Source organism: Aeromonas sp. MR16, from assembly GCF_022549315.1.
GTDB lineage: Bacteria > Pseudomonadota > Gammaproteobacteria > Enterobacterales > Aeromonadaceae > Aeromonas > Aeromonas aquatica.
Window position 1 is genome coordinate 139662 of the sequence record NZ_JAKZFK010000006.1, and the last position, 21081, is coordinate 160742.

Annotated in this window: 18 protein-coding genes; 5 read left to right on the forward strand and 13 right to left on the reverse strand. The window is 62.2% G+C overall.

Features of this window, described 5'->3' with window-relative positions; genetic code table 11:
• Positions 1-8 precede the first annotated feature (8 nt).
• Positions 9-1937, reverse strand: a complete 1929-nt coding sequence (locus MM194_RS07215; protein WP_033131656.1) for an EAL domain-containing protein — start codon at positions 1935-1937, stop codon at positions 9-11.
• 503 nt (positions 1938-2440) lie between these two features.
• Between MM194_RS07215 and MM194_RS07220 the strand changes: the two genes are divergently transcribed.
• Both MM194_RS07220 and MM194_RS07225 read left to right on the forward strand, forming a co-directional pair.
• Positions 2441-3958, forward strand: coding sequence for an EAL domain-containing protein (locus MM194_RS07220; RefSeq protein ID WP_241343158.1), 1518 nt, complete (start codon positions 2441-2443; stop codon positions 3956-3958).
• 141 nt (positions 3959-4099) lie between these two features.
• Entirely contained in the window at positions 4100-5197 is a 1098-nt protein-coding gene (locus MM194_RS07225) for a calcium:proton antiporter (protein ID WP_033131654.1), read from the forward strand.
• A 72-nt stretch (positions 5198-5269) separates the two neighbouring features.
• Here MM194_RS07225 and hutH read toward each other — a convergent pair whose 3' ends face one another.
• The 10 genes from hutH to ftsY all read right to left on the reverse strand — a co-directional run bounded on the left by hutH (position 5270) and on the right by ftsY (position 17377).
• Complete coding sequence (gene hutH / locus MM194_RS07230) at positions 5270-6802, reverse strand: histidine ammonia-lyase (protein ID WP_033131653.1); 1533 nt, start codon at positions 6800-6802, stop codon at positions 5270-5272.
• Between the two features lies 1 nt (position 6803).
• Positions 6804-8507, reverse strand: a complete 1704-nt coding sequence (gene hutU, locus MM194_RS07235; protein ID WP_033131652.1) for a urocanate hydratase — start codon at positions 8505-8507, stop codon at positions 6804-6806.
• A gap of 67 nt (positions 8508-8574) precedes the next feature.
• A complete protein-coding gene (gene hutG, locus MM194_RS07240; protein ID WP_241343159.1) occupies positions 8575-9516 on the reverse strand; it encodes a formimidoylglutamase in 942 nt (313 codons plus the stop codon).
• On the reverse strand, positions 9509-10744 hold the full coding sequence (gene hutI / locus MM194_RS07245; RefSeq protein WP_241343160.1) for an imidazolonepropionase: 1236 nt from the start codon (positions 10742-10744) through the stop codon (positions 9509-9511). Before hutI ends, hutG begins: the two co-directional genes overlap by 8 nt.
• A gap of 155 nt (positions 10745-10899) precedes the next feature.
• Positions 10900-11604, reverse strand: coding sequence for a histidine utilization repressor (gene hutC / locus MM194_RS07250; protein WP_241343161.1), 705 nt, complete (start codon positions 11602-11604; stop codon positions 10900-10902).
• Positions 11605-11615: 11 nt separating this feature from the next.
• Positions 11616-12275 (reverse strand): carbonate dehydratase, encoded by a 660-nt coding sequence (gene can, locus MM194_RS07255; protein ID WP_241343162.1) that lies wholly within the window; start codon positions 12273-12275, stop codon positions 11616-11618.
• Positions 12276-12489: 214 nt separating this feature from the next.
• A complete protein-coding gene (gene rpoH, locus MM194_RS07260; protein WP_241343163.1) occupies positions 12490-13344 on the reverse strand; it encodes an RNA polymerase sigma factor RpoH in 855 nt (284 codons plus the stop codon).
• A gap of 473 nt (positions 13345-13817) precedes the next feature.
• Entirely contained in the window at positions 13818-14771 is a 954-nt protein-coding gene (gene ftsX, locus MM194_RS07265) for a permease-like cell division protein FtsX (RefSeq protein WP_033131647.1), read from the reverse strand.
• A complete protein-coding gene (ftsE, locus tag MM194_RS07270; protein ID WP_033131646.1) occupies positions 14771-15442 on the reverse strand; it encodes a cell division ATP-binding protein FtsE in 672 nt (223 codons plus the stop codon). Before ftsE ends, ftsX begins: the two co-directional genes overlap by 1 nt.
• A gap of 51 nt (positions 15443-15493) precedes the next feature.
• Complete coding sequence (gene ftsY / locus MM194_RS07275) at positions 15494-17377, reverse strand: signal recognition particle-docking protein FtsY (protein ID WP_241343164.1); 1884 nt, start codon at positions 17375-17377, stop codon at positions 15494-15496.
• A 111-nt stretch (positions 17378-17488) separates the two neighbouring features.
• Between ftsY and rsmD the strand changes: the two genes are divergently transcribed.
• On the forward strand, positions 17489-18118 hold the full coding sequence (gene rsmD, locus MM194_RS07280) for a 16S rRNA (guanine(966)-N(2))-methyltransferase RsmD (RefSeq protein ID WP_241343165.1): 630 nt from the start codon (positions 17489-17491) through the stop codon (positions 18116-18118).
• A 120-nt stretch (positions 18119-18238) separates the two neighbouring features.
• Entirely contained in the window at positions 18239-18553 is a 315-nt protein-coding gene (locus MM194_RS07285) for a DUF1145 domain-containing protein (protein ID WP_042642774.1), read from the forward strand.
• Positions 18554-18597: 44 nt separating this feature from the next.
• On the opposite strand, the gene MM194_RS07290 is transcribed toward MM194_RS07285, so the two are convergent.
• Both MM194_RS07290 and fabR read right to left on the reverse strand, forming a co-directional pair.
• On the reverse strand, positions 18598-18963 hold the full coding sequence (locus tag MM194_RS07290; protein ID WP_033131642.1) for a YijD family membrane protein: 366 nt from the start codon (positions 18961-18963) through the stop codon (positions 18598-18600).
• A gap of 18 nt (positions 18964-18981) precedes the next feature.
• On the reverse strand, positions 18982-19602 hold the full coding sequence (gene fabR / locus MM194_RS07295; RefSeq protein WP_033131641.1) for an HTH-type transcriptional repressor FabR: 621 nt from the start codon (positions 19600-19602) through the stop codon (positions 18982-18984).
• 150 nt (positions 19603-19752) lie between these two features.
• Between fabR and MM194_RS07300 the strand changes: the two genes are divergently transcribed.
• A complete protein-coding gene (locus tag MM194_RS07300; RefSeq protein ID WP_033131640.1) occupies positions 19753-20871 on the forward strand; it encodes a fatty acid desaturase in 1119 nt (372 codons plus the stop codon).
• Positions 20872-21081: the final 210 nt, after the last annotated feature.

Below are 21081 nucleotides of genomic sequence, written 5' to 3' on the forward strand. Positions count from 1 at the left end.
CAAACCACTCAGGCTTCGTAGTTGTCCATCACCAGCGGCTGTGGCTCGGCGAACCAGGGCCCCTGCCCCGCATGCACCCCGAGGTGGCGCAACATCTTCCACTCGTCGCCGCTCTCCACCCCGACCGCGATCACCCGGGTCTGGGTGTTGGCGCAACCGCCGACCAGGCTGCGCACCGCCATCTGATTGACCTGACGACGGTGGATCTCCCGCACCAGGCTGGGGTGAAGCTTGAGGAAGTTGATCTCGAACTCCTTGATGTATTGGGTGCTCACCACATCCTGACCGGCATGATCGATGGCCAGCTGGCAGCCCAGCATGCGCAGCGCCCGCAGTGGCCGCTTGAGGGCCTCGTAGTGGCGGGTCACCTGGGCCTCCGACAACTGCAGCACCAGCTTCTCATTGATGCTGCGCGGCAGTTGGAACAGATCGAAGAAGAGTTCGCGCTGGAACTCCCGATTGAGCAGATTCTGGGCACAGAGCGACAGGCTGACGGGGCAACCCGGTTCCGGATGCTGGCGCAGCAGGCGCAGGGTCCGGGCGACCACCAGCCGATCCAGCGGCAACAACAGGCCCGCCTTCTCCGCCATCGGCATGAAGACCCCGGCCTGCAGCTCCCGACCCTGTTCGTCATGGATGCGGATCAGCAGCTCCTGCTGCAGCACCGCTTGCGCCGGCTCCTGCTGCACCGGCTGCAGGTAGAAATGGATCCCATGCTCCTCGATGCGGCGGCTGATCAGGGTCCGCCAGCGCACAGTCCCCTTACTGCTCGGCTCTTCGCCCAGCGCCTTCTCGTAGAGGAACCAGCCGCTGTGGCCCTGCAACTGTGCGCTCTTGAGTGCCAGCTCGGCCTCTTCCTGCACCTTGAGCAGGGAGTCCTGCGCCTGATAACAGACGGCACCGAGGTAGACGGCGGTCTCGACATTGACCGATTCGGGCCAGTGCAACCGTTGCAGGCTCTTGAGCAATTGGTTGGCCCCATCCACCATCTCGCTCTCGGACATGTTGGGCAGCAGCACGGCAAATACCTGGGCGCCGTAACGGGCCTGCAGGGCGCCGTTGTGTTTGCGCACGAAGGTACCGATAGTGGCGCTCGCTTCCATCAGCAACTCCTGGCTCGGGCGCCCGCTCAGCTCGGGATCCAGCTCCTCCAGCCCGGCCAGCTCGATCAGCATGACGCCCCCGCTGATCACGCTCGCCTCCATGATGGCACTCTCCAGCCGGTTATCGAAGAACAGGCGGTTGCCGATGCCGGTGATCTTGTCGACGAAGGCGTTGCTGCGGATGAAGTTGTCAAACCGGCTGCGCTCCTTGCGGGCATCCGCCAGATCGGCCAGCAGGTGACTGAGGGCCTGACTGGCGGACACGGGCCACTCATCGGCAGGATCGTGGGCCAGCTTGGTGAGTTTGCCATCCAGGATCAGCTGGGCCCGTTCAGCCAGCAGCTCGGCGCCGCGCAGTTGCAGCCGCAGCCATCGGATGGAGTACCAGAGCCCGAACACCACGATGAAGACGCCAAAGGAGATGCCGGACATAGCCTGCATGGAGTACTCGAACTCCTTGAACGGCCTGTCCAGCTTGAACTCGGCCCGCATGCCGCTCTGGTGGGGGATGGTCTTGCTGTAGGGGATCAGCAGGCTCTCATCCGTCTGTTGCTGCACATCGCGAAACCAGTAGACCCGTTGCTTGCCCTGGCGGATCTCCAGCTCGACCACATGGGTGGCACGCAGCAAGGAAGGCAGCCAGCGAGCCAGATCCTGTTCGTCGTCAGCCGCGCTCAGCTGCTTGTCGATGATATCCACCAGGGAGTCGACCCGGTTCTGCTGCATCTCCATGCCCATCTGGCGGAAGCTGAATACCCCACCGAGCATCACCATGGTCATGGCCGCGATCACGCACAGCGTAATAAAGGAGACGAGTTGAGTGGTCAGTTTCATGTGCCTTTCCGTAGCCGACAGCATCCATATGGCCTCATGGTACCAGCCTTGGCCAAAGCCCGCCTATGGGTGAAGCTCCCGCTTCTGCAATTAAGCAACCCATCATTTTCGTCGTGCACAGGGAGGATATCGTCAGGGGAGAGGTAGAAAACGGGGAGGAAGCTGACTCGCGGGCAGAAAAATGGTCCCACAGTGGGGACCAAAAGAAACACTCAATATCAAAACTAACACTCTGTGCTACTGACAAAAATAGATACAGGAGTATTGAACACACGGTGAGTCAAACCGCAGGGCTACTCTAAACCAGTTCAGATAAGCTGGACAATTGTCACTTATGACAGGTCAGCGATTGAATCTTCACCACCACTTTATAACTAATACATAATTATCAATTGGTTAGCCTATTAATTCACTAATGTTCCAACCGGAGTCTCAAATCGAACCAGCTAATGGACTATGATGACATACCCTCGGCGCCGCCCCTTTCATCGAACAGGACTGATGTGAAACGATTATCACCCCTCTGGATCAGCCCGTTGCTGTTCAGCCTCCCCATACTGGTCTGCCTGTTGCTGAGCCAGCCGGTGAGCAACGCCCTGGCCCACTACCTGCTGGAGCAGAAGCTGGCCGAGATAGAATTGGCCATGAATGAGCGCCAGCAGACGCTGGAAAAGAGCATCGATGATCAGATGGCCCGCTTTGCCTTCGACTGCGGCGAGCAGGACATGACGCTGTTGCGGGATCCCTGGCACTACAACCGTCACATCCGGCTGCAGGGATTGAAGCTGGCCTCAGGCAAGGGCTGCTCCAGCCTGGGGCCGGATCTGCCGCTCATCGACGCCAGCACCCTGCCCGATCCTGAGATCGATGGCTTCGGGCTGACGGCCACTCCCCCGGCGTTTGGTACCGAGCAGGAGCTGGTCATCTTCTCCAAGCGAGGAGACCAGCTCGCCTACTGGGTGCTGAGCAACAGCTGGATCCGCACCATCATGGAGAAACCCTGTTCCGCCTGCTTTTACATCGAGTTCACCCCGCTGGTGCCCGGTCTCGCCCGCCACAAAATCTTCCCCCGCGGCGAGCAGGCCATCAAGCACGAGCCCGGCAGCGAAAGCCTGAGTTTTACTACCCCCGACAACAAGATGCAGCAAACCCTGTGGTCCGGCCTGGCCTTGCGGACCTATGCCCAGAGCCTGGTTTATCGAGGTACATTCTGGGTCGGCGGGACCCTGGGCGCCCTGCTGCTCACCGGCTACTGGCTGCTACGCAACTACCGGCGTTCCCTCAAGGGATTGCTGCACACCGGGCTGGCCCGCCAGGAGTTTGTGCCCTTCTATCAGCCCGTTCTCGACAGCCGCAGCCAGCGTGTCGTCGGCTTCGAGGCACTGCTGCGCTGGCAGCGTGACGACGACGTCACGGCGCCGGGCGCCTTTATCGCCTATGCGGAGCAGCAGGGGTTGATCCTGCCGATGACGGAACAGTTGCTGGACAGGGTGATCGCCGATCTGCCGCAGCTGGCGCCGGAGCAGTGGGTCAGCGTCAACCTGGTCGCCGCCCACATCGAGCAACCCCATCTGCGCAACCTGCTGCAACACCATGACTGGCCCTCTCCGACCCGGCTCACCTTCGAACTCACCGAGCGCGAGCCCATCATGGACATAGAGGCCGCCACCAGCGAAATCTCGGCGCTGCAGGAGAAGGGATATCACTTCAAGCTGGACGATTTCGGCACCGGCTACGGCGGCTTCGCCTATCTGCAGCGGCTCGGCATTCGACAGATCAAGATCGACAAGATGTTTGTCGACACCATAGGCACCGACGATCCCAAGCGCAGCCTGCTGGACGCCATCATCGCCTTCGGCCTGGAATCCGACATGGAGATGATCGCCGAAGGCGTCGAGACTCAGGCCCAGGTCGACTACCTCGCCCAACAGGGCGTCTATCTCATTCAGGGCTATCTGTATGCCCGTCCCATGCCGTTGCCCGAGCTGCTGCACTGGCAACAGACCAGAGGCGGACACTGACGCGGCGGCGGCAAGGCCCATGAAAATGATTTTCCCCGAACGGGGTAACTGCCTTTATCATGTGCAGGATTCGCCATGGTCCAGCCGGACTTGTCCCTGTCCCCGTCGGCCCTAGCCGCCCCGAGATGAGAACCCATGCCTATGAAGTCATTTATCCGGCAAGAGATTGCCCTGCCCGTTGGCCTGCTGACCCTGTTGTTCTTCAAGACGCTGGGTAGCGAGCTGCTGACGGAGGCCACGCCCCTTGCTGTTTACCTGCCGGTATCCCTGGCCCTGCTCGCCGTCGTCACTTGGGCCATCTTCTCCGTCGTGCGCCATTCCGATGCCCTGGCCATCAAGCTGGGCGAGCCCTTTGGTACCCTGATCCTGACCCTGTCGGTCATCTCCCTCGAGGTCGTGATGATCTCCTCCGTCATGCTGACCGGCGACCCCAATCCGGTGATGGCGCGGGACACCATGTTCGCGGTGGTGATGCTGGTGACCAACGGCCTGGTAGGCTTCACCCTGCTGTTCGGCGGCTGGCGCTATCACACCCAAAATTTCAATCTGGATGGGGTGAAGTCCTATCTGGTGGCCATCATACCGCTGGCCCTGCTCTGCCTGGTGCTGCCGAACTTCACCGAAGGGGGCAATCTCGGCAGCATGTCCAGCGCCATGTCCTGGATGCTGATCATCATCTCTGTGCTGCTCTACGGCGTCTTCCTGCTGATCCAGACGCGTAGCCACAGCCACTTCTTCGTCGACAGCGATAACGAGGATCACGAGGAGCACCACGGCATACTGCACAGCAACGTCTACCACACCCTGCTGCTGCTCGCCTACCTGGTGGTGGTGATCCTGCTGGCCAAGACCCTCGCCATCCCCATCAACTTCGGGGTCCATGTGATGGAAGCCCCGGCCGCACTCGGCGGCTTTATCGTGGCCTGTATCGTGCTGGCTCCCGAGGCGGTCGGCGCCATCAAGGCGGCCTTCAACAACCAGTTGCAGCGCGCCATGAACCTCTACTTCGGATCTGTGCTGGCCACCATAGCCCTGACGGTGCCTGCTGTGCTGCTCATCGGCTCCATGCTGGATCAGGAGGTGCGCCTTGGCCTCGACCCTGCCGACATGGTGCTGCTGTTCACCACCCTCATGGTCTGTAAAGTGACCTTCAGCAGCGGCCGCACCAATGTGCTGCACGGTGCCACTCACCTGGTGCTGTTCGTAGTCTATTTGTTCCTGATGTTCGAACACGCATAGCTCGGCTCAGGCCAGATAGCAAAAGACCGCCCCGAGGGGCGGTCTTTTGCTATGGGTCGATCAGGCTCGGGCTCAGAGGCTCGGCAAGATCCCGGCCGGGATCAGATCGTTGTAGCTGGCGGCGCCCAGCAGGGCCGCGGCCGCTTCGATATCCGGCGAGAAGTATCTGTCCTTGTCGTAGAAGCTGACCTGCTCACGCAGCCGTCCCTTGGCCAGTTCGATCAGCTCGGTGCTGCGCAACGGGGCACGGAAATCCAGCCCCTGGGCGGCGGCCAGCAACTCGACCGCCAGTATGCCGCGGGTGTTCTCCGCCATATCCGCCAACCGGCGCGCGGCGAAGGTGGCCATGGAGACGTGATCCTCCTGGTTGGCGGAGGTGGGCAGGCTGTCCACCGAGGCCGGGTGGGCCAGGCTCTTGTTTTCGGAGGCAAGCGCCGCCGAGGTGACCTGGGCGATCATGAAACCGGAGTTGACGCCGCCGTTGTTGACCAAAAATGCCGGCAGACCCGACATGCGGGAGTCGATCAGCAGCGCCATGCGCCGCTCGGACAGCGAACCAATCTCGGCAATGGCCAGCGCCAGGTTGTCGGCGGCAAAGGCCACCGGCTCGGCGTGGAAGTTGCCACCGGACAGGATCTCCTCATCCTCGGCGAACACCAGCGGGTTGTCGGAGACCGCATTGGCCTCGCACACCAGCACCTCGGCGGCCTGGCGGATCTGGGTCAGACAGGCCCCCATCACCTGGGGCTGGCAACGCAGTGAATAAGGATCCTGCACCTTCTCGCAGTTGTGGTGGGACATACCGATCTCGCTGCCCTCCACCAGCAGTTGGCGATAGCAGGTGGCCGCATCTATCTGACCACGCTGGCCCCGCACGGCGTGGATACGGGCATCGAAGGGGCGGCGGCTGCCGAGGGCGGCCTCCACGCTCATGGCGCCTATGGTGATGGCGCCGGCAAACAGATCCTCGGCGTGGAACAGTCCCTCCAACGCGAAGGCCGTGCTGGCCTGGGTGCCGTTCAGTAGCGCCAGCCCCTCTTTCGGCGCCAGGGAGATGGGCTCGAGGCCGGCGATCTTGAGCGCCGTGGCAGCGTCCATCAGCTCACCCTTGTGGCGGGCCTTGCCCTCCCCGATCAGCAGGCAGCTCATGTGGGCCAGGGGGGCCAGGTCGCCGGAGGCGCCGACGGAGCCCTTCTTCGGCACCACAGGATAGACTTCGGCGTTGATGAGCCGCATCAGGGCCTCGAGCACCGTCAGGCGGATGCCGGAGAAGCCACGGGCCAGGGAGTTGACCTTGAGCACCATCATCAGCCGCACCGTGGCGTCATCCATGTAGGTGCCGATGCCGGCGGCGTGGGAGAGCACTATGGAGCGCTGCAACTCGTCGAGCTGCTCCACCGGAATGCGGGTGTTGGCCAGCAGGCCGAAGCCGGTGTTGATGCCGTACACCACGCGATTCTGCTCGATCACCTTGGTGACCAGGTTGGCGGAGGCGTGGATCCCCGGCAGCGCCGCCGGATCCAGGCTGATATGAACCGGCTCGCGGCTGACGCGGCGCAGGGTGGCGAGGCAGAGCTTGCCCGGTAACAGGTTGAGTTCAAACATCTTATTTCTCTCCTTTGCCGGCAGCAGCCAGCATGGGTAAGTCCAGTTTCGCCTCATGGGCACAATCGATGGCAATCGGGTAGCCAGCATCCGCATGACGCATCACGCCGGTGGCCGGATCGTTGCGCAGCACGCGACCGACCCGCTTGGCGGCGTCATCTGTGCCGTCACAGACGATCACCACCCCGGAGTGCTGGGAGAAGCCCATGCCGACCCCGCCACCGTGGTGCAGGGAGACCCAGGTCGCGCCGCCCGCGGTGTTGAGCAGGGCGTTGAGCAGCGGCCAATCGGAGACGGCGTCCGAGCCGTCCAGCATGGCTTCGGTCTCCCGGTTCGGGCTCGCCACCGAGCCGGAGTCCAGGTGATCGCGACCGATGACCACGGGCGCTTTCAGCTCGCCATTCTTCACCATCTCGTTGAAGGCCAGGCCCAGGCGTACCCGATCCTTGACCCCGACCCAGCAGATCCGTGCCGGCAGGCCCTGGAAGGCGATGCGCTCGCGGGCCATGTCGAGCCAGTTGTGCAGGTGAGGATCGTCCGGGATCAACTCCTTCACCTTCTGATCCGTCTTGTAGATGTCTTCCGGGTCACCGGACAACGCCACCCAGCGGAAGGGACCAATGCCCTCGCAGAACAGCGGACGGATGTAGGCGGGCACGAAGCCGGGGAAGTCGAAGGCGTTCTTGACCCCTTCATCCAGCGCCACTTGGCGGATGTTATTGCCGTAATCCAGGGTGGCGGCGCCACGGGATTGCAGGGTCAGCATGGCCTCCACCTGACGGGCCATGGAGTGGCGAGCCGCCTGGTTCACCTCCTGGGGGGCGGATTTTTGCAGCGCGCGCCACTGGGCGACGCTCCAGCCCTGGGGCAGGTAGCCGTGAATCGGGTCGTGGGCCGAGGTCTGGTCGGTCACCACATCCGGGGTGATGCCACGGGCCACCAGCTCGGCGAACACGTCGGCGGCGTTGCCGAGCAGGCCGACGGAGACGGCGCTGCCGCTGCGTTTGGCTTCCTCGACCATGGCCAGCGCCTCATCCAGGCTGTGGGCCTTCTTGTCGACGTAGCGGGTCTTCAAGCGGAAATCGATGCGGGTCTCGTCGCACTCGACGGCGATCATGGAGAAGCCGGCCATGGTGGCGGCCAGCGGCTGGGCGCCGCCCATGCCCCCCAGACCACCGGTCAGGATCCAGCGGCCCTTGGGTTCGCCGTTGAAGTGCTGATTGGCCACCGCGAAGAAGGTCTCGTAGGTGCCCTGCACTATCCCCTGGGTGCCGATGTAGATCCAGGAGCCGGCCGTCATCTGGCCGTACATCATGAGGCCTTTCTTATCGAGCTCGTTGAAGTGCTCCCAGTTGGCCCAGTGCGGCACCAGGTTGGAGTTGGCGATCAGCACCCGCGGCGCATCCTTGTGGGTCTGGAACACCCCGACCGGCTTGCCGGATTGCACCAGCAGGGTCTCGTCTTCCTCGAGCCGGGTCAGCACCTCGACGATCTTGTCGTAGCAGGCCCAGTTGCGGGCGGCGCGGCCGATGCCGCCATACACCACCAGCGACTGGGGATGCTCGGCCACTTCCGGATCCAGGTTGTTCATCAGCATCCGCAGCGGCGCCTCGGTGAGCCAGCTCTTGGCGGTCAGCGTCGTGCCACGGGGGGCACGGATGACTCGGCTCGGGTCCTGACGGGGATCCTGGTGTTGCTCAGACATACACACTCCTTGTTTTATCAATGTCGCCGCCATCATGGGCGCTGCTGGCACCCGGCGAGTCGGCTGGCTACTTGGTGAGTTGATGGATCAGGCGGGCGGCCACGCGGGCGCTGCGCTGATCCTGATCCAGAGTCGGGTTGTACTCGGCCAGATCGGCGAGCCTGAGCTTGCCGCTGGCCCGGATATGGGCGATCAGGGGTTCGATGACGGCCAGCTCGACGCCGCGGGCGGCGGGGGCGCTCACCCCCGGCATGACGGCGCCGGGTAACACATCGAGATCGATGGTGAGATAGAGGTGATCGCAGCGGGCGATAAAGGCATCGAGCCCATTGAGCAGCTCGGGCAGATCGGCTTGGGTCATGGCCTCGTCCAGCACGTGCCAGACCCCCAACGACTCGGCGCGAGCGAACAGGGCCGCCGTGTTGGCGGTCTCGGCCACCCCGAGACAGGCGTAGTGGAAGGAGGAGCCCTGGGTGGCGCACTGCTCGGCAATCTGAAAGAAGGGGGTGCCGGAGCTGGCCTGATCCTGCTTCATGCGCAGATCGAAGTGAGCATCCAGGTTGATGATGCCGACCCGGCCCTTGCCAGCCAGGTGACGGTTGAGGCCGCTCCAGCTGCCGAAGGCCACCTCGTGACCCCCGCCCAGCACCAGCGGGAAGTGCCCCTCGGCCAGCAGGTTCGCGACCCGTTCGGCCAGCCGGCCGTGGGCGGCATCGAGGTCGCCATCCTCACAAGCCAGATCGCCACTGTCGTAAACCGGCTTGCTCAGATGCCAGGCCGTGTTGGCCAGCAACTTGCGAATGGCCCGCGGTGCACCGGCGGCTCCCACCCGCCCCTTGTTGCGGCGCACCCCCTCGTCGCAGGCGAAGCCCACCAAGGCTACGCCGGGGGCAGCATTCGTTTGCCCGGACAGCGCTTCCTGCCAGGGTTGCACCCGATCGTGCCAACGCAGGGCCAGCTCCCCATCTTCCGGATCCCGGCGCCCCTGCCAGACGGACATATCAACCATGGTGCGTCTCCTCTCCGTTGAACACCCGGCTCACCAGCTGATCGACGCCGACCAGGTAGCTAAGCTCGGCCGGATGGCCGCAGCTCCAGATCAGGAAGTCGGCCTGCATCCCGACTCTCAGCTGCCCCAGTCGCTCCTGCTCCCCCAGCGCCTGGGCGGCATGGCGGGTCACCCCTGCCATGGCTTCGACCGGCGTCAGGCCGAACAGGGTGCAGGCCATGTTCATGGCCATGCGCAGGGATACTATTGGAGCTGTACCGGGATTGATGTCGGAGGAGACCGCCATGGGTACCCCGGCACGGCGCAGCGCCTCGACCGGCGGCAACTTGGTCTCTTTCAGGAAGTAGAAGGCGGTGGGCAGCAGGGTGGCGACCACGCCACGGTGCGCCAACGCCTGGATCCCGGCAGAGTCCAGATATTCCAGATGGTCCACCGAGAGGGCGCCGAAGTGGGCGGCGAGCGTGCTACCGCCGAGGTTGGAGAGCTGATCCATGTGGCCCTTTACCGCCAGACCGTATTGATCCGCCGCCAGATAGACCTGCTCGGTCTGGGCCAGGGAGAAGCCGATGTGTTCGCAGAAGACGTCCACCGCATCCGCCAGACCCGCCTCGGCGGCGGCCGGGATGATCTCCTGGCAGATGGTCTCGACCCAGGAGTCCGGATCGTCGCGGTATTCGGGCGGCACCGCATGGGCGGCCAGCAGGGTGGTCTTGACCCGGATCGGCAGCGCCTCCCCCAGTCGGCGAGCAACCCGCAGCATCTTGAGCTCGTCCACCAGAGTGAGGCCGTAGCCGGATTTGATCTCGACCGTGGTCACCCCCTCCCGGATCAGGGAGCGGATCCTCGGCAACGCCAGCTCATAGAGCTGATCCTCACTCGCGGCGCGGGTGGCGCGCACCGTGCTGAGGATGCCGCCGCCCTTGCGAGCGATCTCGGCATAGGGCACGCCCTGCTGGCGCAGCTCGAACTCCTCGGCGCGACTGCCGGCGAAGATGAGGTGGGTGTGGCAATCGATGAGGCCGGGAGTCACCAGCTTGCCTCTCATGTCACGCCAGTTCGCGGGGAAGGGTCCCTTGAGATCCTGCATGGGCACCAGAGCCTGGATCTTCCCGTCATGGACGCCGAGCGCGTGGGGTTCCAACAGGCCGTAGTCGGCCAGATCGGGGCGCAGGGTGGCGGGCATCACGTTGAGCCAGACCCGCTCGCAGCTTAACAGTTCCTTGTTCATAGCGACCTCAAATGTATATACAATAATTTATAGCCGATCCCGGATGAGAAAGATAGGATCTGATTCACATCTTGATAACAGTGCCTTCATTAGAATTTAAGTATAAAAAAAAGCCCACCTAAGGTGGGCTTTGCAATGTAAGTATGTATATACAATCAGGTCAATCTGGTCTTGGAACTCAGCTTGTAGCGGGAACCCGGTGAGAGCAGGCGGGCATAGGAGACCAGATAACCGTCCGACCAGGTGCGGCGGTGCAGCAGCAGACAAGGGGTGTCGACCCGCACCTGCAACAGGCCGGCCTCACCGGCGCTCGGCAACACGGCCTCCACCACATGCTCCATCTCGGAGAGCGGACAAATGTCCATCAGATAGCTATTCGGCGTCTGGCGGGTAAAGTCCTGCTCGCCATAGTCCGGCAGCCGCTCGGCATCGACGAAGCGCTCCTCCAGCTGCAGCGGCTCCCCATCGGCCTCGTGGACGATGAGGCTGTGGAAGGTGGGCGCCCCCACCCGCAGCCCGAGCCGCACCGCCACCTTCTCGTCGGCGGCCTGCCGTTGCAGGCGGATCACCCTGGCGCTGTACTGGCTGCCCCGCTCGGCGATCTCGTCGGCGATGTTGCGGATCGCCAGCAAGGGGGACTCGGCACGTCGGTCCGCCACGAAGCTGCCGGAGCCGGCGGTGCGCACCAGCCAGCCTTCGCTCACCAGCTCGCGCAGGGCCTTGTTGACCGTCATCCGGCTCACCGCGAACTGCTCGCACAGGGCCGCCTCGGTCGGGATCCGATCACCCGCCTGATAGTGACGCTCACGGATCCCGTCGAGGATGTGCTGCTTGATCTGCAGGTAGAGGGCGGGGGCCAACGGCAGGCTCCTCAGCCGCGACGGTGGGGCGGACGCATGTCCGGCCAGGCGCGATAGACATCCGCAATCTGATCCGGGCCGCTGATGCAGAGATCCAGATCGTGCAGCAGGCCGTCCTTGATGCCGTAGATCCAGCCATGCACCGCCAGCTCCTGGCCCTTGCGCCAGGCGTTCTGGATGATGGTGGTGTGGCAGACGTTGGCCACCTGCTCGGCCACGTTCAGCTCGCACAGATAGTCGTGGCGCTCGTGCTCATCTTCGATGGCATCGAGCTGCTCACGATACTTGAAGTAGACGTCCTTGATGTTGCGCAGCCAGTTGTCGATAAGCCCAAGCTCTTCGTTGCGCATGGCCGCACGCACGCCGCCGCAGCCGTAGTGGCCGCAGATGATGATGTGTTTCACCTTGAGCACTTCGACCGCGTATTGCAGCACCGAGAGGCAGTTGAAGTCGGTGTGTACCACCAGATTGGCAACGTTGCGGTGGACGAAGACATCCCCCGGCAGCAGGCCCATCAGCTGGTTAGCGGGGACCCGGCTGTCGGAGCAACCGATCCAGAGATACTCGGGCGCCTGCTGGGCGGAGAGGGTAGCGAAGAACTCGGGATCCTCGGCCTTGATCCGTTCAGCCCACTCGCGGTTATTGGTAAACAGGTCGTTCAACAGTTTCACTTCTGCTCTCCCTAGAGTGTTAATGGCGGCAACATACCATATTCGACGGGATTGGGGGCAAGGCGCAACAACAGATCCGATCTGATGGCGCGGATACAAAAACAGGGCCATCAGGCCCTGCTTTGTATCGGAGAATGCCCTCAGGCATCCATGGCGTCTTTCAGCTTCTTGAGTGCGTTCTTCTCAAGCTGACGCACGCGTTCGGCGAATGCCCTCAGGCGTCCATCGCATCCTTCAACTTCTTGAGAGCATTTTTCTCGAGCTGACGCACGCGTTCGGCGGAGACACCGTAAGTATCGGCCAGCTCCTGCAAGGTGGTCTTGCTCTCCTCATCCAGCCAGCGGGCGCGGATGATGTGCTGGCTGCGCTCGTCCAGGGTGGCCAGGGCCGCACTCAGACGACGGGTGGCGTGGTTGTCCCAGTTGTCGCTCTCTATGGTGGCAGCGAGATCCGAGGACTTGTCTTCCAGATAATGAACCGGGGCGAAGCCACCTTCATCTTCATCATCACCGACCAGGTCGAAGGCCTGATCGTAGTTGCTCATCCGTGCTTCCATCTCGGTCACATCGGTCGGGGAGACCCCCAGCTCGGCGGCCACGGCCTGCACCTCGTCGTGGCTGAACCAGCCCAGACGCTTCTTGGATTTACGCAGGTTGAAGAACAGCTTGCGCTGCGCCTTGGTAGTCGCCACCTTGACCATGCGCCAGTTGCGCAGGACATATTCGTGGATCTCGGCCTTGATCCAGTGCACTGCGAAGGAGACCAGCCGTACCCCGACGCTCGGGTCGAAGCGCTTGACCGCCTTCATCAGACCGATATTGCCTTCCTGCACCAGATCGGCCTGAGGCAGGCCATAACCGGCGTAGCTTTTGGCCACGTGAACGACAAAACGCAGATGTGACATGACCAGCTGACGGGCAGCCTCGAGATCGCCACCCTGCTGCAAGCGCGTCGCCAGTTCACGCTCTTCCTCTACGCTCAGCACAGGAATCGAGTTAACTGCCTGGATATAGCCTTCCAGACTACCTTGCGGAATCAGAGCCATAGTGCGCTGCAATGAAGTTCCCATGTGCTACCTCTTACTTTTCAATCGAACCAGTCTAACACCCTGAGAGGGTCTGTCTACCGACCGGGAGCCATTCTGCGGCTCACGTCAAACATAAGTCAAACATCAGCCCCAGCGTGAACCCGGCTTATCTTATGCCGACGGGATGAATCATAAATGAACAGTCAAAAAAAGGGGGTCACAGTGAAGGACCCCCGAAAAGTAGCATGCTAAGTCCATTGTTGCGGAGCTCGCAACCTTCACATGCTTGCCAAGTCAGACGAGCAAGGCAGAGGGCCACACCCGTATACATTCTGTCGCACTAGGTAGACTGCTTATAAATCAGAAGGTTCCCAAGATCCTTCCTAGGATCCAGCGACGCCTGCGGAGCAGTATCGTTCAGATTACTCCCTGAACTGGAGCTGTGCCAGAAACGGGCAACTCTTTTACTTGATCCAGTTCTCAAAATCCAGTGCTTTGCTGCGATGAAAAATCAATCAAGAGGGTTCTATGTCGCGAATGTGCCTGTGCACCGAGAACCAGGACGCAATCAGCCCCAAAATAGCACCGAGCAGTATCAGATTGAAGCCATCGAACGCCCCCATCCCCACCAGCCGGAAGTTGCTGTTGTAGAGCCCGGCCAGCTCCTTCACCACCCCCTCACTCCAGATCACCATCACCTCGGTCAGCCACCAGGCCAGCATGCCACCGATGACCCCGAACCAGATGCCGGTATAGAGGAAGGGACGGTGAATGAAGGCATCGGTCGCCCCCACCAGCTTCAGCACCTCGATCTCGGAACGCTGGTTGAGGATATTCAGGCGCAGGGTGTTGCCGACGATCAGCAGCACGGCGGAGAGCAGCAGCACGGCGATGCCGGTGATGGTGTGACGCAGCAGGTTCATGATGCCTTGCAGCCGGGTCAGCCACTGCAGATCCAGCTTGCCCTGCTCGACGCCGGGTTCGTTTTCCAGTTTGGCGAGCAGTTCGGCGGCGCCGTCAGGGTTCTGCCAGCGTGGATCCGGGATCACGCTCAGCACAGGCGGCAGCGGGTTGCTGTCGAGATAATCGAGGGCATCGCCGAAGCCGGAGATCTCGCGAAACTCCTTCAGTGCCTCGTCCCGGTTCATGTAAGTGACGGACTCCACCTCGGGGTAGAGCAGGATCCGCTGCTTCATGTCGAGGATGCTCTGCTCCGGCAGATCCTTGCGCAGATAGAGGGAGATCTGGGAGCTGGTCTGCCAGCTGCCCTCCACTATCTCGGCATTCTTCAGCAACACGTGGAAGCAGGAGGGCAGCGCCAGGCTGACACCGAGCACCGCCAGCGTCATCAGGGAGGCGAGCGGATTGCGCCACAGCTCGCCCATGCTGGAGAAGGCCTGGCGGGCGTGATCCACCCAGTACATGCCCAGCCGCCGGAGCAAAGGTTGTTTATGACGAACGATGGCCATCAGCTCTCCTCCTGCTCTTGCGAATACATGCGACCCGCCTTGAGGGTCAGGGTGCGGTAACGCATGCGGGCGATGAGCCCGAGATCGTGGGTTGCGATCAGCACCGAGACCCCGAAGCGGTTGAACTCCTCGAACAGCCGCATGATGTCCATGGAGAGCTGGGGATCCAGGTTGCCGGTCGGCTCATCCGCCAGCAGCAGCGGCGGCTTGTTGACGATGGCGCGGGCGATGCCGACCCGCTGCTGTTCACCACCGGACAGCATGCGTGGCTGGTAGCGCTCCTTGCCGAGCAACCCCACCTTGTCCAGCGCCGCCGCCACCCGCTTGTTGATGTCGGCATGGCTGTAGCCGTCGATCACCAGCGGCAGCGCCACGTTGTCGAACACGGTTCTGTCCATCAGCAGCCGGTGATCCTGGAAGATCATGCCGATCTGGCGGCGCACATAGGGGATCTGGCCCCGCTTGATCTGACTGACGTCATCGCCGTGGAAGAAGACCCGGCCATCGGTCGGCCGCTCCATCACGCTGATGAGCTTGAGCAGGGTACTCTTGCCCGCCCCCGAGTGGCCGGTCAGGAAGGCCATCTCCCCCTTGCGCAGGTGGAAGCTGACCTTCTGCAGCGCCTGGTGGCCACCGCTGTATACCTTGCTGACCTTATCGAAACGAATCATAACGGATCCCTGACATTGACAAGCCCCGACCTGGGTCGGGGCGAGTGGCGCTTATTCATCGCGACTGAACAGTGCCTCGATAAAGTCGTTGGCGACGAAGGGACGCAGATCGTCTATCCCCTCGCCCACCCCGATGTAACGGATCGGGATCTGGAACTTGTCCGCCATCGCGAAGATGATCCCGCCCTTGGCGGTACCGTCCAGCTTGGTGAGGGTGATGCCGGTCAGGCCCACCGCTTCGCTGAACAGCTTGGCCTGGCTCAGGGCATTCTGGCCGGTGCCCGCATCCAGGGTCAGCATGATCTCGTGCGGCGCCTCTTGATCCAGCTTCTTCATCACCCGCACCACCTTCTTGAGCTCTTCCATCAGGTTGCTCTTGTTCTGCAGGCGGCCGGCGGTATCGGCGATCAGCACGTCGGCGCCGCGGGAGCGGGCGGCCTCGATGGCATCATAGATGACGGAGGCGGAGTCGGCGCCGGTATGCTGGGCGATGACCGGAATGTTGTTGCGTTGACCCCACACCTGCAGCTGCTCGACGGCGGCGGCGCGGAAGGTATCGCCGGCGGCCAGCATGACGCTCTTGCCCTCGGCCTGGAACTGCTTGGCCAGCTTGCCGATGGTGGTGGTCTTGCCCACCCCGTTAACGCCGACCATCAGGATCACATAGGGCTTCTTGCTGGTGTCGATGACCAGCGGCTTCTCGACCTGAGCCAGTATCTCGCCCATGTCCTGCTTGAGCAGGCCGTAGAGCGCCTCGGCATCCTTGAGCTGCTTGCGATCCGCATGCTTGATCAGACCGTCGATGATGCGACTGGTGGTGTCGACCCCGAGATCCGCCGTCAGCAGCTGGGTCTCCAGCTCCTCGAACAGCTCGTCGTCGATCTTCTTGCCACGGAACAGGCCGAAGAAACCTGAACCTATATTTTCTTTGGTGCGCACCAGGCTGCGCTTGAGGCGGGCGAAGAAGCCCTCTCGCTGCGGCTTGTCCTGAGTGTCGTCGTCCACCTGGGCGGCCAGCGGCAAGGCGGCCAGGGCGGCGGCCTCCGCCTCCATCTCGGCGACCAGACGAAGATCTTCCGCTCTCTGGGCCTCTTTGGCGATACGAGCCTCTTCGGCAGCCTGGGCTTCGGCGGCAATACGAGCCGCTTCCACAGCCTGAGCTTCGGCGGCAACACGAGCCACTTCCACAGCCTCTGCCTCGGCGGCAACACGGGCAGCTTCCACAGCCTGAGCTTCGGCGGCAACACGGGCGGCTTCCACAGCCTCTGCTTCGGCGGCAACACGGGCGGCTTCCAGAGCCTGCGCCTCGGCGGCAACGCGAGCGGCTTCCGCAGCCTCTGCCTCGGCGGCAGCGCGAGCGGCTTCCAGCGCCTCTGCCTCGGCAGCAACGCGGGCGGCTTCCACAGCCTCTGCCTCGGCGGCCACACGAGCCGCTTCCAAAGCCTCAGCCTCGGCGACAACGCGAGCCGCTTCCAAAGCCTGAGCTTCGGCGGCAGCGCGAGCAGCTTCCACAGCCTCTGCCTCGGCAGCAACGCGAGCAGCTTCCACAGCCTCTGCCTCGGCAGCAACGCGGGCGGCTTCCAAAGCCTCTGTCTCGGCGGCAATACGAGTCGCTTCCAAAGCCTGCGCCTCGGCGGCCACGCGAGCCGCTTCTTCGGCGGCCCCATCAACGAGCAGCGCCTCATTGACGATGACGGGCTCGAGCTCGGCCTCAGGCTCTTCCACCACCAGCGGGCCTTCGTCCGGCATCGCCAGCGAAGCCTCGGGCTGTGCGGCAGGAGCCCCGGTCAGGGGGATATCAGCAGCGGGAGCGGAGGCAACGGGGGCCTCAGGCTCGGCGATAACCGGGGTGGCTTCCGGGGCCTGTGGTTGGACGGCCTCAGCCTCTTCTTTCTTGCGGCCGAAACCCAGCCAGGAAAACAAACCTTTTGCCATCTAAAAAATACTCACTTCGTTGGCTGACTGCTAAGATAGCCGTCCCTCGGTGGGTCGGCATAAAAATGAACCGCCTTATACTAACACTTTATTTTCTGACGACGAAACGCGATGCCCAGAGTGAAATCCAGCCGTAACAGCCCCAATAAAAGCCCAATTCCGCAGGGAAAAGCGGGTGTTGTAAGAATCATCAGCGGTCAGTGGAAGGGTCGCAAATTGCCGGTCAGGGACCTGGATGGTCTCAGGCCGACCACGGATCGCATCAAGGAGACCATCTTCAACTGGCTGGCTCCCCATGTGCGCGGCACCCGCTGCCTCGACTTGTTTGCCGGCAGCGGCGGTCTGGGGCTGGAGGCGCTGTCCCGTTATGCCGAGCAGGTGACCCTGGTCGAGATGGACAAGGGCGCCGCCGATCAGCTCAAAAAGAATCTGGTCGCCCTTGGCAGCCAGCAGGGGAGTGTGATCCAGACCGATGCGGTGAGCTGGCTGCGAGGCCCGGCGACGCCGTTCGATCTGGTGTTCCTCGATCCGCCCTTTCGCCGCGAGTTGCTGCCCCAGGTGTGCGAACTGCTGGAACAACGTGGCTGGCTGGCGCCGGACGCGCTCATCTATCTTGAGCGGGAGAAGGAGATGGGGGATCTAGCCCTGCCCGCCAGCTGGCAATTACTCAAGGACAAACAAGCCGGTCAGGTCTGCTATCAACTCTATCTGCGGGACACCAAGAATGACGCTGCGGTTTAAACACCGTACGGGAGGGGAAATGGGCCATGGGCCCCTCCCCGTCGATTTGGGCAATTACTCAAGGACAAGCAGGTCGATCAGATCAGGTCTGCTATCAGCTCTATGTAAGGGAGGTAAACGATGAAGCGCGTGTTTAATCTGTTGGCGATGGGCGTCTTGCTGTTCTTCTGGCTGGGGGTGGTGCTCGCCCTGTTTGGTACCTTGCCGGGCAAGTTGAACGGTTTTCTGCCGGTCTGCGGCCTGATCGTGGCCCTGATGCACTGGGTACAGGCCAGCCTGATCAAGGCCGCCTGCAAGCCCTACTTCCCGGTGACTCGCCTCGAATTCACCCAGGTACTGGTCTTCGGGGTGTTCGGCATGATGGATATTCGCGCCAAGCTGCAGGCCATCATTGATGCCAAGCAGAAGGGCGGGACGCCTCCTCAAGCCGACTAGGGTCGACCCACCTTAATCCAGACCCCATCGGAAGGAGTGACTCGTCACTCCTTCACTTTTTTCCCCACGCTGATGCCGAGTTTGATGGAGAGCGCGGCGAGCAACAGCAACATGGCGATCAGGGAGAAGAAGTTGCTGCCCAGTTCCGGATATTGCACCTTGATCAGCGCCGAATGACCAAAAACGCCGATGAAAAAACTAAGGATCATACAGATAGGGGTATTCCCCACCATGGGCTCGTGGCGATAGTGCTGGTAGAGCTGATAGGCCGCCAGCAGCAGGGCGATCAGGGGGAAGAAGGAGAAGGGCACGGCCGATTCGGTCAGTACCGACAGGAAGGCATCCCCACAGATCCCGATGAGCAGGGCCAGCAACAAGGGTTTCTTGGGGATAGCGTTCGGTTCATGCATGGACTGTTCATCCTTGGCTTAAGAAAGGGGTTCGCGGCGCTTGCGGTTCTGGACCTCGGCACCCATGGCGATGATGCGCAGCTGACTGATGGTGCGATCGGAGAGCGCCTTGCACTCCTCGCTGGTCATGTCGAGGGCGTCGGCACCGGCGCTGAAGACGATGGTGACCATGGCTTCGGCCTGGATGTAGGCCTCCTCCCGTGGCGCCTCCGTGGTCGCCTCCAGATAGTCGGTCAGCTCGGCGATGAAGTGCTGGATCTCGCGCGCCACCGCCTGACGGAAGGCCGCCGAGGTACCGGAGCGCTCACGCAGCAGCAAGCGGAAGATGTTCGGGTTGTTTTCGACGAATTCCATGAAGGTCTGCACCGAGGTGCTGATGACGCTGCCGCCGCCGGCGATGCGCTGGCGGGCCTGACGCATCAGCTGACGCAGGGTCAGCCCCCCCTCGTCCACCAGGGTCAGCCCCAGCTCTTCCATGTCGCGGAAATGACGGTAGAAGGAGGTCGGCGCTATGCCCGCCTCCCGCGCGACTTCCCGCAGGCTGAGGTTGGAGAAGCTGCGGTTGGCACAGAGTTGACTGAACGCCGCGTCGATCAGCGTACGCCGGGTTTTTTCTTTTTGTTGCGCGCGAATACCCACGAAATACAGTCACCTTGAGGTTAGCGAGGCCAAATGATAACCCGAAGGGGGGGCCGGGATCAGGTTTGTCTCCGACTTTTTTACCATTGACCCGCATTCCGGCTCAATGGAGAATAGTGAACAGCTGTTCGCTGAAAGGAGCCGAGTAAAATGGACCGCCCCCCGATCATCATGAGCAACACCCTGCTGTTTGCCCTCTCCGGGCTGGCGGCACTGATCGCCGTGCCCTGGTACGGCATGACTCACGGCTACGACCTCTGGCAGTGGATCTGCTTCCTGCTGTTGTTCTGCTACTGCGGCATCTCCATCACCGCCGGTTACCACCGACTCTGGTCCCACAAGACCTACAAGGCACACCCGATCCTGCAATGGATCTTCGCCATCGGCGGTGCCCTCGCCCTGCAAAACTCGGCACTGCACTGGTCGTCCGATCACCGCCGTCACCACCGTCACGTGGATGACAACCAGAAGGATCCCTACAGCGCGGGCCGCGGCTTCTGGTACTCCCACATCGGCTGGATGCTGCGGGAATACCAGCGCGAGATCTACCACGACTACAGCAATGTGCGGGATCTGCAGAACAACGCCATCGTCGCCTTCCAGCACAGGCACTATCTGGCCTTGACCCTGGCCACCAACATCGGCATCCCGCTGCTGCTTGGCCTGGTCCACGGCGATCTGCTCGGCATGCTGCTGCTGGCCGGGGTGCTGCGCATGGTGATGACCCACCACACCACCTTCTTCATCAACTCCCTCGCCCACATCTGGGGCAGCCAGCCCTTCACCGATCGCAACAGCGCTCGGGACAACGGCATCCTGGCCTTCTTCACCTTCGGCGAGGGGTATCACAACTTCCACCACCTGTTCGAGAACGACTACCGCAACGGCATCCGCTGGTGGCAGTACGATCCCACCAAGTGGCTGATCCGCAGCGCCGCCTGGTGCGGGCTGGCCAGGGATCTGCGCGCCTGCCCCGAGGAGCGCATAGAGCTGGCCAAGCTGGAGATGCAGCTTAAACGCGCCAAGGCGAAGCTGCGCAAGAAAGAGGATCGGGAGTTGTGGCAGGCACTGCTGCAAGAGGAGTACGACAAGCTGAGCCTGCAGCTCCAGCACTACTACGCCAGCCGCAAGCGGCTGCTGGAGCAGCGCAAACGCACGGCGCTGGCCCGCTACGATAGATTCAAGCTGCAGTTGGAGTATCGCAATCTGCGCGATGGCTTCCTCGCCGGCAAACGCAACTGGAGCCGATTGCTGGCCGGCATCGCCTGATACCGTCCATGTGATGTCCCATATTCGAGACCGCCCGTTGGCGGTCTTTTTATGGGCACAGGGCGACAGGACGCGATAAAAAAGGCGCTGTCCCAATTACGTGTTGAAAGGCTAACCTTGAAATAGGTCATCCCCCTGAAGGCCACCATCATGGATACTCAAGCCTTTCAACACCTGCTGTCTCTCTTCCCACTGCTCACCTTGCGCCAG

Coding starts and splice junctions, on each gene's coding strand:
- MM194_RS07215 (WP_033131656.1), bottom strand. CDS start 1,937: ATGAAACTGACCACTCAACTCGTCTCCTTTATTACGCTGTGCGTGATC.
- MM194_RS07225 (WP_033131654.1), top strand. CDS start 4,100: ATGAAGTCATTTATCCGGCAAGAGATTGCCCTGCCCGTTGGCCTGCTG.
- hutH (WP_033131653.1), bottom strand. CDS start 6,802: ATGTTTGAACTCAACCTGTTACCGGGCAAGCTCTGCCTCGCCACCCTG.
- hutU (WP_033131652.1), bottom strand. CDS start 8,507: ATGTCTGAGCAACACCAGGATCCCCGTCAGGACCCGAGCCGAGTCATC.
- hutG (WP_241343159.1), bottom strand. CDS start 9,516: ATGGTTGATATGTCCGTCTGGCAGGGGCGCCGGGATCCGGAAGATGGG.
- hutI (WP_241343160.1), bottom strand. CDS start 10,744: ATGAACAAGGAACTGTTAAGCTGCGAGCGGGTCTGGCTCAACGTGATG.
- rpoH (WP_241343163.1), bottom strand. CDS start 13,344: ATGGGAACTTCATTGCAGCGCACTATGGCTCTGATTCCGCAAGGTAGT.
- ftsX (WP_033131647.1), bottom strand. CDS start 14,771: ATGGCCATCGTTCGTCATAAACAACCTTTGCTCCGGCGGCTGGGCATG.
- ftsE (WP_033131646.1), bottom strand. CDS start 15,442: ATGATTCGTTTCGATAAGGTCAGCAAGGTATACAGCGGTGGCCACCAG.
- ftsY (WP_241343164.1), bottom strand. CDS start 17,377: ATGGCAAAAGGTTTGTTTTCCTGGCTGGGTTTCGGCCGCAAGAAAGAA.
- rsmD (WP_241343165.1), top strand. CDS start 17,489: ATGCCCAGAGTGAAATCCAGCCGTAACAGCCCCAATAAAAGCCCAATT.
- MM194_RS07285 (WP_042642774.1), top strand. CDS start 18,239: ATGAAGCGCGTGTTTAATCTGTTGGCGATGGGCGTCTTGCTGTTCTTC.
- MM194_RS07290 (WP_033131642.1), bottom strand. CDS start 18,963: ATGCATGAACCGAACGCTATCCCCAAGAAACCCTTGTTGCTGGCCCTG.
- MM194_RS07300 (WP_033131640.1), top strand. CDS start 19,753: ATGGACCGCCCCCCGATCATCATGAGCAACACCCTGCTGTTTGCCCTC.